Raw genomic sequence first — 12,437 nt, 5'->3', positions numbered from 1 at the left:
TACCCCAATACCAAAATGGGGCGAAACTGGAGCGCCCCCTGCGTGTGAAACTAGCGTGGCTGCTAGTGTGAAGTTCGAGGTGTCTGTCTCTTACAGTTTTAGAATGAGCTTGCCAATGGTGTCGCCACTCTCGAGATCTTGATGAGCCTTGATGCCCTCTTCGAGTGAGTATACCTTGTGAATCGGTATATCCACCTTACCGTCTATGATCAAACGCTCTACGGATTTTATCGCGGAAATATTTTCTGCTTGGCTGTGGATGCCTCCGTTAAACAGTTCGAGCTTGATCGACTTCATAAAGGCGTTTTGTAACGCTGTTTCTATATCGGGGGCGTGATCGCTTTCAGCGAACCCATACCAAATCAAATGCCCATTTTTGGCGAGAAGGTTGATATCTCTTGCAATAGAGTGGCCGCCTGTGGCATTGAAAATCGCGTCTAAACCATCGGGATAGGCGTTTTTAATCACCTCTTGTACATCGTCCTGCTTATAGTTTATCACCTGAGCTGCGCCCAATGACCGCACATACTCTTCCTTTCTCGCAGATCCCACTAACGCAATAACGTCATGGTTTTGAGCGCTCAGCAGCTGAACAAGAACGCTGCCCACACTTCCTGCCGCGGCATGGACGAGGACGCGGCAGGAAGTATTGGACAAACGCTGCGTCAAGAGCATGGCCGTTCGCGCTGACATCCCAATGCTACTGGCTGTCAAAGGAGGCAGGGCGACTGGGACCGCAATTTCCCACTCCAATGAACTGGTCGTATCGACAACCACGTATTCAGCGTACGATTGACTGGCTGAAAAGGCGACGAGTTGCCCCTGCTCATAGCCACTGACATTGGACCCTATCTCCTCGATGATGCCTGAGCCTTCCATTCCTAACGTAAAAGGCGGCGTGGGCAACGCAGGGAAGGCGCCCTTGCGAATGTACGTATCGGCTAAGTTAACGCCGCTATATATCACTTTGATTAACAACTGATTATTACTGATCCGTGGTTTTTCAATGTGGTTGACGGCGAGCACGTCCGGATTTCCAAATTTGGTGACTTGTAGCGTCTTCACTGTCTTTCTCCTTTGTCATGTTTTGGCTGCGAGTTGAGCGCGTTCTTAGGTCCCGCCAACGGCAGCGCTTTGATCCTATTCCCGTCATGTTCAGGGTCTGTGGTGATGGTATTGAATCGAGTGACTGAAAGAAATTAGCGACTAAAAGGTAACTAGGTTCGCTATGGTAACTGGTTACCTCAAAGTGCCTGCTCAGTTGATGTACTGATGAGATGAAAGGAAGAGTGAACAAGGTAAACAAACCACCTGAGGGCTATTGCAGTATGGATCGATGTTCAACTTTCGGCTCTAAATTGTACATCGATTGTGTGCGCTAACTAAGCCATAATTCACCCTCTAGTATGCTGGGCTTCTTGCTTGATACCCGTGTAGCAAATTGGCTCATTGTCGAAAAGGCTGAAAGTTAACCACCAACAACACGGCGATGGTATCGGATCATTGTGACAGGGAGACAGAGATGTTGATTACGCTTGATATTCGTTCATCGTTTCAACTAAGTTATCCAATGAAAATCCACGATATTCAATGTCATACCCCTTTAGATTTAACTTTTTCAAAAGGTGATGAGATTTCTCTATTAATTTGGCCTCACTGTAACGCTTCTGTTGCCTCTTTACTTCGGCAATGAGTATTGTCTTATCTAAGTCATTGATCGCCACTATGTCGATCTCATTGTGGCCTTTGGCATCCCAGTATCCACCAATCTTTCCAAATTGCTTGGATTCAACCAAGATAGCTTTGAATAGGCTCGCTAATTCCAGACCGGAGTAAACGGTGAAGTCTCGTTCAATGTATCTTCGGATGTATTCGTAGTTCTCCATCTCAACAGCACTTTTGTTGGCATGAATGAATCGAAACCAGAAGTTTAGAAAGGGATCGGAAATGGCGTATCGAATATCTCGCGAGTTCTCTTTTGAGCTGATCGGACGCAGTTTGGTTATCACATCAAACACTTCATCCAGCTTTTCCAGATGAACGCCAACGCTCATATCTAAGAAGTTTTCAATTCGCGCACGGCTGGTGTTGCCTTTTGATATCGCACCGAGAATATCGAAGTAAATGCGATGTTCTGAACCAAAATCTTCAACGAGTCGATGCGTTCCTTCTTTTATGAGTGGTGAAAATTCGGAGATGACCGCCTCAAAGCGATCATCGCTCTCCGCAGAGAAGCGGGTTAACCACTCAAGGTATTTGGGTATCCCGCCAGATAGACACCACCATCGAAGCATGTTTTCAGCATCAAATTGATCGTGATCTTTCATGACCTCGGCAAGATAAGAAGGTTGCAAAGGCTGAATGTTAAAGAAGCGGTCATCGCGATTGAACAGAGGTTCATCTTTGCCTTTGAAAATCTTTGTCATCATGCTGTAGAGGGAGCCACAGCATACGAGGTGCATCATCGAGTCTCGCTTGTTTGCATCCCATAAATTTTGAATGTCGGAAAAGAGAGCAGGGTTGACGATGTCGATATCTTGAAACTCGTCCAGAATGATTGTCATCGGCTTTTGCTTGGTATAATCCAACAAGAACTCAATGATATCTCGCAGTGTTTGGGGCTGGAAGAACTTAACACCGAGCTCACTATGGATGATTTCTGCGAATTCAGCCACTAAGGCGCTTTCACTCTTTCGACTAATGAAAAGGTAAAGAAATGGGGTATTGTCTTGGTGAAAAGCTTCGTTTAAAAGACGGGTTTTACCGACGCGTCTTCTCCCAACCATCACGCTAAGTTGGCCTTTTGTATCGACTATCTGCTCCGAAACAGTTTGTAGAGCGTTTAGCTCCCTCTGACGGTTATACAATTTTTTCATGGCTGTCTACTTTAGCGTTCATGTATGAGCGATAAAATAGGGCATAAAGGTGTTACTGTAAAAATGATTACAGTAACTAATTTTACACTAATGAAAAGACCATGAAAGGGTCTTTAGGCACTAAGGGGTGTTGGTTTTATTGACCCCGTTGTTTGGTTTGACCTGTCTCTCTCGATAGATTGATTGGGCACCGAAATACGCCTCATCAAATTGAAAGAAACATTACTTACGCTAAGTGTGTGTTTAAGGATGAGGGCTGAGTTAAGCTTATCAAAGTACCTGTTCAATGGATGTAACTTCAGGCTCAGACGACGTTGTCAGGACTTTCACGTTTTCAAATCACCGACGGTCTCATAAAGCATGAGAAACTGGCGTAATGAGAGGTTGCCCGTTGACTCAAACTTTCTGATTGTGGCACACGGCACGCCAGAGAAGTCGGCCATTTTCTGAACACGGAGTTTGTCTTTTTTTTCCGAGCGGACTTGATGAACGCTTTGAGTTCCAACTGCAAATCATAAGCGGTATAAAGCGATCACATACAGGTCAATGAAGTTGCTACTATGGTAGCAATTTTACCCCTAAAAGATGGCTAAATTGCTATTATTGTAACAAACATAAGGTGCTGTTTATCGTCATGGTTTATTCACCGCAGTAAACAAGGCGACATAATGATCCCTAATTTTATGCTCGCCATACACGGGAGCGATAGAATCCTTGCCCATTACCGTTAAGAAAAACTCCGCAGGGCCTCCCCATTTTTCAGGTAGATGGTTCATTAGACGCAAAATGGCACGCCTCAGACAATCAGGCAGCCGGACAATACGCACGTTTTTACACTGCGCTTCAAAAGCCAATTGTGCAATCTCAGTCGTGGTGAGTATTTCAGGTCCCCCTACGTCGAGCTCTTTTTGATTCGACGGGATAGCTTCAAGGCAAAATGTCGCGAGATCTTCACCGTGAATGGGGTTTAATTTCATTGCTGACGCGCCAAACTGATAAACACGGCCTTTGGTGGCCATGTGATAGATGGCTTCCAAATCTGAAAAGAAGCCGTTGGGTCGAATCACGCAGGGTTGTAACTGTTCTGAGTCGAGCAGGCGGGAAGCAAATCTTTCTTTGGCTCTCAGCAGGCGAACATTGGAATAGGTTGGCGCATTGAACGCTGAAATATAAATAAATTTCTCGACGCCTGATTTTTCTGCTTCAAGTAAGATATTCAGGTTAGCTTGGTAATCGATATCCATGTACTTCAAACCATCTTGTTGACGAGTGATCCCCAAGCAAGAGATCACCACATCGACACCATCGCAAATCCCTTCAAGCTGTTGAGGGTCGGTCACTTGCGCCTCAAAAATCTGAGAGTCATGGACACCGTTCGCGAGTAACTTTTGTTTGTTGCGCGCCAGCGCAACAAAGTCCTGGCCGCGCTCCTGTAATTGCTTAACGATGTACAGGCCTAAGTAGCCTGTCGCCCCTACAACTAAAACCTTATTCGATGTTGTCATCATGCTTTCCTTACCATTACGGCGAATTACTCTGTGAGTGTAGGGCGGTACGGCTCTTCTCTGACGCCATGAGAGAGCACGAGCTTAATCATGAAAATAGGCGCCAACCACTCAAGACCCACAGGAGAGGGGATTATCTGAGCAACAATGATCGATAGCATGACGATCAACAACGCGACAGGGCGCTGTAGGTATAAAGGGGTAAAATGAACAATGACAATGGAGACCATCATCATGCCATACCAAAAGAAAGCATAGGACCATACGATGTCAAAACACAGCGGCACCAAAAATAATTGAAAATGGATTGCCGGGAAGAGAAATTTGCTTCCGACCAGTCTCCCAAGCCAATTCACATCTAAGTTTTGATTGGCATGAAGATACCGCTTCATAGAGCCGAGTGAGTTTGTGAGAACGCCACCAATCATATCTAAGGTCAAAATGGCGGCTACAACGATTTGTGATCCACTCCAATCCAACTCTTTCCATACCAAAACGTATAGGAGCACTGGCGCAATGAATGCGGCATAATTGGCTATGGCACTTTCTGCTTTCGTCGCGCCATAGCCTGTTGAGAAACGAAACTTCCCCTTGCACTGCCAGTTAATTGGTGCCTCTTTTAACGTGATTTGATCGTTTGTCATGGTGTCCCCCTTGCGTGGAATTCATTACCGACGAGCAATGAGATCTTTTTTAGTCCATTTGGTCTATATAAGGTTAACCGCTCAAATTTTGTCTTGTCAATTTTTTTAGTCCATGTGGTCTATAAAGTTTGATTTTTATCGACCAGTGGACTTTTAAAAGGTGTCAGCATATAGTCCAAGCGGACTTCAAAAGAGGGGGAAACCATGCCAAAAATCGTGGATCGAGAAGCATATCGCAACGAACTTATCGCCAAAGCCGTTGATATTTTTTCAGAACACGGCCTGAACGGTTTAGGCATGCGAGGCATTGCTGGCGCATTGGGTGTGTCCAAAACTGCGCTTTATCATTACTTTTCCAGCAAAGAAGAGCTATTTACCGCCTGTACTGAGTTCGTGCTAGAGCCACACTCACTTTATGGCATAGACAGTACTTCGCCCCTTCCTGAAGATAAGGAGCAAGCCATAGTCCAGTTGATCAAGACCCTAGATAGCCGCTTTAAGGGCGAAATGACGGTGGTTCTAGATTATGTCAAAAATAGGGACAGCCGAGACATAGCCAATGATGAGCTGCTAAAAATGGCGGACAATCAGTTCCTCGTCGAGCTAAGTAAAATTGTCGGGAGAGAGCATGCCAATCAAGCGTACGCTTTGCTACTGGGTGGTTTAATGACTCGACTACTAAATGGCAACCAAACTAAAGTTGAAGAGATAGCGTCTTGGATCCTCCAACTTTCAACGAGGGAGAGCAGCTAGATGAGATCCTTTTTGGCGTTGGAAAAGAGAAAGCAAAAAGAGTCACGTGTTTTTGCTCAGAATGATATCCTGCTTTTTCTCTAACTGGCATCAACAAGCACGACTTAACGCGTCCACGTTGAGCCTGTATGTTTATCGTATAGTCGCTTAAGAATATATAAACGAACGGTTTGAAAGCACTGGTGATGGCGGTACCAGTTGCGCTTTCAGTGATTTAATTGCCATAGTGAAGCAGGATTGAAGTATCGGGCGGCCGTTACAACACCATTTCGATGCGTTCACCACCAGGTAGAGTCGCTTGAATCGTCGTGTGATGCCCTCCACACGCAGCAATATAGCGCTCGACCGTTTCCACCTTCAAGTTAAGCCCGTTCGACTCCATGCTTGAAATAGTGGGTTGGGTGACCCCCATGATCTTCGCGACATCACTTTGCGTTAGCCCTAGACTTTCACGAAGTTGAGCCAGTTGCATTCCAAGAAGTATGTCTTTTGCTCTGTGCTTCGCCTTAGTAAGTGCTTCTGGTGACATAAGCGCATCTAATTCTGCTAAAGTGCCAGTTTTGCTCGTCATGTTACTCTCCTTTCAAATGGTCGCTGTATTCCTTGTCTGCGATCTTGATCTGTTCTTTATAAAACCGCTTCTGATTTGATTTATCCCCTCCACAGAGAAGGATGCCCGTTCGATTTGGGTCAAAGACAAAGAATATCCTTATTGGATTCCCCTGACTTTGAACAACTAATTCTTTCATATTCGGATGTGCAGACCCGTTTATCTTGCCAACACGAGGCCGTCGTAAAGTGGGTCCGTATTCCCTTAGGACGTCGATACAGGCGCGAACCTCTATTTGGTCCGTTTCATCTAATCCAGAAAACCATTCTTTGAAGATTTCCCTTGGTTTTATTTCATACATGGTAATTAGTTGCTCTTTCTTGGGTGGAGTATAGGTTGTGGTCTATATAGATTTCAACCTATGTTGTGATTGTTGGAGTCACTGAACAATCAACAGAAAACGGATATACCCAGAATCAACTTTATTGTTTATCAGTTCAAGAGTGTCGGAATCAGTAGTGATTCTATTGGGCACGAGTTGAACTTCTATAAAAGAAGATAAGTTACATAAAATCAATTGGTTATTAAGTTTTTTCAGTAAAGGACTTAACCAAAGGGGAGGAAAAAATGAGTCAGTTAGTCACAAATTTGTGACTAGGTTATGCTTAGCTCCGAGCGTACAGTGGTTTGGCCTTTTCTCCACCGCTTTGAATAAAATGAATCGACATGTCGCTTGATTTCTCCTCTGAATGTTATCCATCGAACACCCAACGCCAACATGGCGACAACAATTACAGTCACTCTCGCGAATCCCTGACTTTCTCCCATCAAGGGCCGCTCTTTACGAGCATGAATTATCGTCATATTCCATTCCGACATCCATAAATGGAACAATCTGATCATGAGCCAACAGCATTAAGGTGGACTATTATGGCGAACGCTATCGAGTCGAATGTCGTTACTCTGTCTGAATTTATTGGTAGTGAGGTGGACGCGATGTTGTTTACCGACCACATTTTGAAGTCTATGTCGTATCGTAATAGGTTGCTTACGCAGAATGAATGAGTAAAGATACGTATCTAAAAATTATTGATTTTCTTAATCAAAATTGAATCGTCCCTCGTCCGTTATCCCATCTTCTCGGTTTGCCATGAAGTCATCATTAGCCTCTTCTTGGTTACCAAATGAAAGCCAATCGGGCCGAACTGGACGCAAAGTAATCACATCTCCCTCTTTGTGTATTTCGAGCTCGTTAACTCCGTCAAACTCAAAGTCCTTTGGCAAGCGTATCGTTTGATTCTTGCCATTTCTAAAAATAGAAACTGTTCTCATAACACCCTCTCTGTTAGGCATATGTTTGTATTGGTCGCTCCAAGTATATGAATGAGTATCGCGGCGAAATGTCGGCCATGAACCGGTTTACTGACGTTCGATAACCGTTCAAGTGTCGATTGTGCTCTAAATTAGTTAATCACTCCTTATACCACAACGGTTTTAGCGAATAATCATCCCGATATGCCGGTCTGAAAAGAATTGGAATACAACCACAACTTATGCCGCTGGGAGGCCGACGCGCTCTATTCCTTTAGATGGCTCGCTGGAGCAGTCACGTTTTCTACTTTGGAGCGATGAGTAAATGTTCACTGAGCGCTTCCCATACACAGGTGACTGCGCGGCTACGCCCCTTCTTGCCTAAACACACCAAATGGATTGGCTGCTTATCTGGGTGCGTGTAGTCGGTTAAAACAGGGACTAACTCGTTTGAGCGTAGTTCTTGGTCGATGAAGGCAGGATCGACCATGATGATCCCTTGTCCTAAAGTAGCTAGCTGAACGAGGCCTCTCGCGTCGTCACTGATCATCGCCGGGGTGACATTGATCGCATTGACGCCACCGCTGGGATGCACAAAGACCCAATTATCCAGCGTCACCGCCTTATTTTTAAACACCAGACAGCGATGGTGAAGCAGTGACTCCGGCGACTCCGGTGCGCCGTTTTGAGCCAGATACGCCGGACTGGCATACCAACCAAAGGTTTTTTCACCAATCTGTCGCGCCAGCAGCGAGGAGTCCGGTAAATGGCCAATACGAATAGCAATATCAACGTGGTTATCGATGAGATCAACGACTTCGTCAGTGAGATTGAAGTCAAAGCAGATATCGGGATAGGTATCGCTAAGCGCATGAATGTGCGGGATCAAGAGGCGATGGGCCATCAGCGTTGAGCAGCCAATGCGGACTTTGCCCTGCGGCCGAGCATGAACTTGTTCGCTGAGCGTTTCCGTATGATGCAGTACCTGTTGAAGCGGCTCGGTGCTTTTGAGCAGTTCATGGCCACTTTGTGTTAACGATAGCTTTCGCGTGCTGCGTTCAAGCAAGCGAAGGTTCAGCGTTTGCTCAAGCTTCGCAATGCGTTTGCTGACCGATGAGCGTGGCAGTCCGACTTTGTCCGCCGCCCCTTGAAAACTGCCACTCAACGCGACCAGATGAAAGAGGTATAAGTTTTCTAACTGTTTATGAAAGGCCACAGATTGTTTCTCTTTGGGAACATATAAAGTTCATTTTTGGTATCTAATTAGATTTAATACGAATTGGTATTCTGAAGCAACCAAATAAATGGAGGGTAAGGAATACCATGTCTTTTCAAACGATTTTAATCACAGGCGCAACCTCAGGTATTGGTTTTGAAGCGGCAAAGCAGTACGTAAAACAAGGTTGGCGCGTGGTGTTTACCGGCCGTGATCAAGAGAGAATTGCCAGCGCCACCGCGAGGCTACGCGATGACGCCCATTCGCCGGATCAGATACTTGGCCTATTGTGTGACAATGCGAACGCCCAGCATTACCCGGCACTTGTGTCTGACATTCGCCACAACGTCGGCACACTCGACGCGGTGATTTTGAATGCGGGGGTGTTTCACCCCAGGCACTTTAGCGAAACCACACAGAGTGAGCTGATGACAACAATGTCGGTGAATTTCACCGGCCCAGCGATGCTTCTTCAAGCCTTACTGCCTGTCCTCAATGATCCCTGCAGCGTGGTCTATGTTTCAAGTATTGTCGTCGAGCGAGCCTTTCCAACCGCGTCGAGCTACAGCGCCAGTAAAGCGGCCTTCGAAGCGTACGCGAACGTTTTGAATCTGGAACTGGCTCCCCAAGGCGTCCGGATCAACTACCTCAGACCGGGCGTGACGGCCACCGAGATCCAAAGTAAGGCAGGTATGAGCGAGCATCAAATTGACGAGCTTAACGCAAGCTTAGCGAATTTGCCTTTAGGCCGAATGCTAGAGCCGACGGAAATGCTGTCGAGTCTTGAATTTCTCACCAGCTCAAGTTCACTCGCGCTGCGAGGGGCCCACATCACCGTTGACGGCGGTTATTGTTTGTAAATGGTGTGGTGCTGTCCATCCAGTGAGAGGGGACGGTCATTCGTCGAGGATGGTCAACTCCGCCGCTAAGAGATCAAACACGCGGCGAACCCGTCTGTTCGTTTTGAGTTCCTCATGACAGACGAGCCACAGTGGGAGCTGCATGGTTGGAAACAAACCGTCCGGCGCTCGCATCAACTGTGGCTCTTGTGCCGCAATGTCCTCTGGCAAATACATCACACCCAAATGTTGTTTGCACAGCGCGAGTTGTGCAGGCTGAAAGTCGGTAGAAAGCTTGAAGTTATCCTCGTTCAACGACCAGCCGTGATGGGAAAATTGCGTCATAATGGGCCCGTTGTTGCCAAAGCCGATGATTTGCAGTTCGGGGACATCCTCAATGGATTGGGCCTCGATGAACGGTGTCAGGTACGCTCTGGTGCCGTACAAAGACACCCGTTCATCGCCGAGCTTCTTTGCGATGAGACTTGGCTGAGTGGGTTGCGCGCTGCGGAGCGCGATATCGGCATCCCTGCGTTTGAGATCACTGACCTGGTTTGTGACGACCAGGTCAATGGACAGTTTGGGCTCGACACGTCTCAACTTGGCCAGGATCGAAGGCAGCCGATACATCGCATCAAGCTGACAAACGGATAGGACCACCACGCCGTTCAGATCTTCTGATTGACCACTGGCCACCATCGAAAACTTGTGCGCCACATCGCCCATTTCGCGCGCGATATGAAGCAATTCTATACCACTGCGCGTGAGAGTTAATTTCTGCGCTGAGCGCTCAAAAAGTGCCACACCAAGCTCATGTTCTAGGGCGGAAACCTGGCGGCTTAGGGTCGGTTGGGTCACATTCAAAGAGTGAGCGGCCGCCGACAAGCTGCCAAGCTCAGCTGTCGCCAAAAAGGCGCGGGTTCGATTCCAATCGAACGAAATGGCTGTCCAGTTCATACAAATTTGTATGCCTTTATGCATTTTTCAGTAATTACTATTAACTATATGCATGGATATAGTGTCAGCACAATGGTTTTATTCGAGGCAGGTTATGGCAGTGTTGGTTTTAGGTGCAACCGGGGCAACCGGACGGCTCGTGGTCAGAGAGCTACTCTCGCGGGGTGACCGCGTTAAAGTCGTCGTGCGCGCGCTAGAGCGCGTGGACAGGGACCTGATCGCTTGTGAGTCTTTGGACATCGTGGTGTCCAACGTATTGGATTTGTCAGAGGCACAACTCATGGGCCATCTGCGCGAGTGTGAAGCGGTCATTTGCTGTTTGGGACACAATTTGACGTTGAACGGCATTTACGGCCAGCCTAGAAAACTGGTCTCAGACACGATCAAACGGATATGCCAAGCGGCGGCCCAACTCAAACCGTCGCAGCCGATCAAGTTGGTGTTGATGAGTACGACGGGCTTTCAAAATCGACGAAGAGGGGAGGTCGTGTCGTGGCGACATCGCATGGTGATCCAGCTCATCAGACAACTCCTCCCGCCCCATGTGGACAATGAAGAGGCCGCCCGATACCTGCAAGACCAGGTGGGCGATACTTCCCCGTATTTGGAGTGGGTCGCCGTCAGGCCTGACAGCTTAGTGGATCACCCATTCAAGACCGAGTTTTCGGTTCATGCATCGCCCACGTGTGATCCGCTGTTTGCCCCAAGGAAGAGCAGCCGTATCAATGTAGCGCACTTTATGGTCGAATTGGTTGGTTCGCCTCAAACGTGGAGCCGATGGAAACAGGACATGCCCGTCTTGTATAACAACCCGTAACGCAGACGAATCACTCAAAGATAGTCAACATACTTAGCATCAGGAATATACCCGTATATTTTAAAGCCACTGTCTAGCTCATCGGCAGGCACATGGATTTTGCGTAACACGGTTTTGACGGACTGGTGCTGAGAGGGGGTGTCTGTCGTGATTTCTACCCATTCAATGGTGCGAAAACTGGATGCCCTAAAATGGTAAAACCAGTCTCTGTCCCAGTCGGAAACATAACCACTGTCTACCTCGCGCGTTCGCCATCTTGGACGCGGATGCAGGGTACACATCGCTGTCCATAGCTCATTCCATTTTGTCGTATTCATGACACCGTGCATCTTCAGGCTCCTGCTCGATAACGGACTGCTAAGTGGTGAGCAACGCCAGCCATAAGACTTGAGCATCCTGCTATCACAAGCCCAACATAATAGGGCTGAATGTCCTTTTCAGTCGATGGTTAGGCCAAAACGCGCCACTATTTTCTTGAGGGTTCGTGCCCTTCATACCTTGGTAACGTTGTGTCGAGCTCTTCCCAGTTGCCTTTTGAGGTGATGAAGTTGTGTGAAATGGGCCTTTCGGTGATGTCACTGTCGATAGCGCCGAGACGGATCCTCACTTTGTCCGGGGTGGCCGAATTTGAGCTGTAGATTGGCGCACCGCATGTCGAACAAAAGTACTTCCGTTTTCCAACACTGCTCTCGTAATAGGTCAGCGTGCCTTTTTCATCAGTCAGTTGGAGTTCCGACGTATTCACATACCCATTAGTGGCAAAGGCGCTACCACTCGCTTTTCGGCATCGAGAGCAGTGGCAATAGATGGGGTCGGTAATTCCACCGTGTAGCTCGAATTGGATTGAGCCACATAAACAACTTCCTTTGTACATTTTGGTTCCATGGTGTCTAAATCAAGATGTGGCTTTAGCCGCATTCAGTTAAGAGCAACCATTGTGCCTTAAACACGGGCGCCGATTCAAACGTT

General features: G+C 47.2%; 15 protein-coding genes and 1 pseudogene. 4 read left to right on the top strand and 12 right to left on the bottom strand.

Features of this window, described 5'->3' with window-relative positions; translation table 11 throughout:
* Positions 1 to 90 precede the first annotated feature (90 nt).
* The 5 genes and pseudogenes from FIU99_RS26000 to FIU99_RS25980 all read right to left on the bottom strand — a co-directional run bounded on the left by FIU99_RS26000 (position 91) and on the right by FIU99_RS25980 (position 5,025).
* Entirely contained in the window at positions 91 to 1,065 is a 975-nt protein-coding gene (locus FIU99_RS26000; RefSeq protein WP_152472779.1) for a zinc-binding alcohol dehydrogenase family protein, read from the bottom strand.
* 464 nt (positions 1,066 to 1,529) lie between these two features.
* Complete coding sequence (locus FIU99_RS25995; protein WP_152472777.1) at positions 1,530 to 2,876, bottom strand: DUF234 domain-containing protein; 1,347 nt, start codon at positions 2,874 to 2,876, stop codon at positions 1,530 to 1,532.
* Positions 2,877 to 3,146: 270 nt separating this feature from the next.
* Positions 3,147 to 3,387, bottom strand: a pseudogene (locus FIU99_RS27620) (transcriptional regulator).
* 121 nt (positions 3,388 to 3,508) lie between these two features.
* Positions 3,509 to 4,381 carry an SDR family oxidoreductase gene (locus FIU99_RS25985; RefSeq protein ID WP_152472931.1) on the bottom strand — a complete coding sequence of 291 codons (873 nt, stop codon included), beginning with the start codon at positions 4,379 to 4,381 and terminating at the stop codon, positions 3,509 to 3,511.
* Between the two features lie 26 nt (positions 4,382 to 4,407).
* Complete coding sequence (locus FIU99_RS25980) at positions 4,408 to 5,025, bottom strand: hypothetical protein (RefSeq protein ID WP_152472775.1); 618 nt, start codon at positions 5,023 to 5,025, stop codon at positions 4,408 to 4,410.
* A gap of 204 nt (positions 5,026 to 5,229) precedes the next feature.
* On the opposite strand from FIU99_RS25980, the gene FIU99_RS25975 reads away from it, so the two are divergent.
* Entirely contained in the window at positions 5,230 to 5,778 is a 549-nt protein-coding gene (locus tag FIU99_RS25975; protein ID WP_040122413.1) for a TetR/AcrR family transcriptional regulator, read from the top strand.
* A 256-nt stretch (positions 5,779 to 6,034) separates the two neighbouring features.
* Here FIU99_RS25975 and FIU99_RS25970 read toward each other — a convergent pair whose 3' ends face one another.
* Complete coding sequence (locus tag FIU99_RS25970; RefSeq protein WP_040122414.1) at positions 6,035 to 6,349, bottom strand: helix-turn-helix domain-containing protein; 315 nt, start codon at positions 6,347 to 6,349, stop codon at positions 6,035 to 6,037.
* A gap of 1 nt (position 6,350) precedes the next feature.
* Positions 6,351 to 6,689 carry a type II toxin-antitoxin system RelE/ParE family toxin gene (locus FIU99_RS25965; protein ID WP_040122415.1) on the bottom strand — a complete coding sequence of 113 codons (339 nt, stop codon included), beginning with the start codon at positions 6,687 to 6,689 and terminating at the stop codon, positions 6,351 to 6,353.
* A gap of 569 nt (positions 6,690 to 7,258) precedes the next feature.
* Between FIU99_RS25965 and FIU99_RS27710 the strand changes: the two genes are divergently transcribed.
* On the top strand, positions 7,259 to 7,393 hold the full coding sequence (locus FIU99_RS27710; protein WP_285897114.1) for a hypothetical protein: 135 nt from the start codon (positions 7,259 to 7,261) through the stop codon (positions 7,391 to 7,393).
* A gap of 33 nt (positions 7,394 to 7,426) precedes the next feature.
* On the opposite strand, the gene vapB is transcribed toward FIU99_RS27710, so the two are convergent.
* Together vapB and FIU99_RS25955 are read right to left on the bottom strand one after the other, a co-directional pair.
* Complete coding sequence (vapB, locus tag FIU99_RS25960; protein WP_039951375.1) at positions 7,427 to 7,660, bottom strand: type II toxin-antitoxin system VapB family antitoxin; 234 nt, start codon at positions 7,658 to 7,660, stop codon at positions 7,427 to 7,429.
* A 283-nt stretch (positions 7,661 to 7,943) separates the two neighbouring features.
* Entirely contained in the window at positions 7,944 to 8,855 is a 912-nt protein-coding gene (locus FIU99_RS25955) for a LysR family transcriptional regulator (protein ID WP_040122417.1), read from the bottom strand.
* Positions 8,856 to 8,962: 107 nt separating this feature from the next.
* Here FIU99_RS25955 and FIU99_RS25950 point away from each other — a divergent pair, with 107 nt between their 5' ends.
* Positions 8,963 to 9,715 carry an SDR family oxidoreductase gene (locus tag FIU99_RS25950; protein WP_019274892.1) on the top strand — a complete coding sequence of 251 codons (753 nt, stop codon included), beginning with the start codon at positions 8,963 to 8,965 and terminating at the stop codon, positions 9,713 to 9,715.
* A gap of 36 nt (positions 9,716 to 9,751) precedes the next feature.
* Here FIU99_RS25950 and FIU99_RS25945 read toward each other — a convergent pair whose 3' ends face one another.
* Positions 9,752 to 10,651 carry a LysR family transcriptional regulator gene (locus FIU99_RS25945; protein ID WP_152472773.1) on the bottom strand — a complete coding sequence of 300 codons (900 nt, stop codon included), beginning with the start codon at positions 10,649 to 10,651 and terminating at the stop codon, positions 9,752 to 9,754.
* Positions 10,652 to 10,745: 94 nt separating this feature from the next.
* Between FIU99_RS25945 and FIU99_RS25940 the strand changes: the two genes are divergently transcribed.
* The gene (locus tag FIU99_RS25940; RefSeq protein WP_152472772.1) at positions 10,746 to 11,468 is read left to right on the top strand and encodes an NAD(P)-dependent oxidoreductase; all 723 of its coding nucleotides are present in this window, start codon (positions 10,746 to 10,748) and stop codon (positions 11,466 to 11,468) included.
* Between the two features lie 14 nt (positions 11,469 to 11,482).
* Here the strand turns inward: FIU99_RS25940 and FIU99_RS25935 are convergent, their stop codons facing one another.
* Both FIU99_RS25935 and FIU99_RS25930 read right to left on the bottom strand, forming a co-directional pair.
* Positions 11,483 to 11,797, bottom strand: coding sequence for a DUF6678 family protein (locus FIU99_RS25935; RefSeq protein ID WP_154741313.1), 315 nt, complete (start codon positions 11,795 to 11,797; stop codon positions 11,483 to 11,485).
* Between the two features lie 137 nt (positions 11,798 to 11,934).
* Positions 11,935 to 12,342: a GFA family protein gene (locus FIU99_RS25930; RefSeq protein ID WP_080568975.1), complete on the bottom strand. Its 408-nt coding sequence runs from the start codon at positions 12,340 to 12,342 to the stop codon at positions 11,935 to 11,937.
* Positions 12,343 to 12,437: the final 95 nt, after the last annotated feature.

This window comes from Vibrio sp. THAF64 (genome assembly GCF_009363455.1).
Lineage (GTDB): Bacteria > Pseudomonadota > Gammaproteobacteria > Enterobacterales > Vibrionaceae > Vibrio > Vibrio coralliilyticus.
The sequence above is the reverse complement of the archived record's forward strand: the minus strand, read 5'-3'. Positions and strand labels throughout refer to the sequence as shown.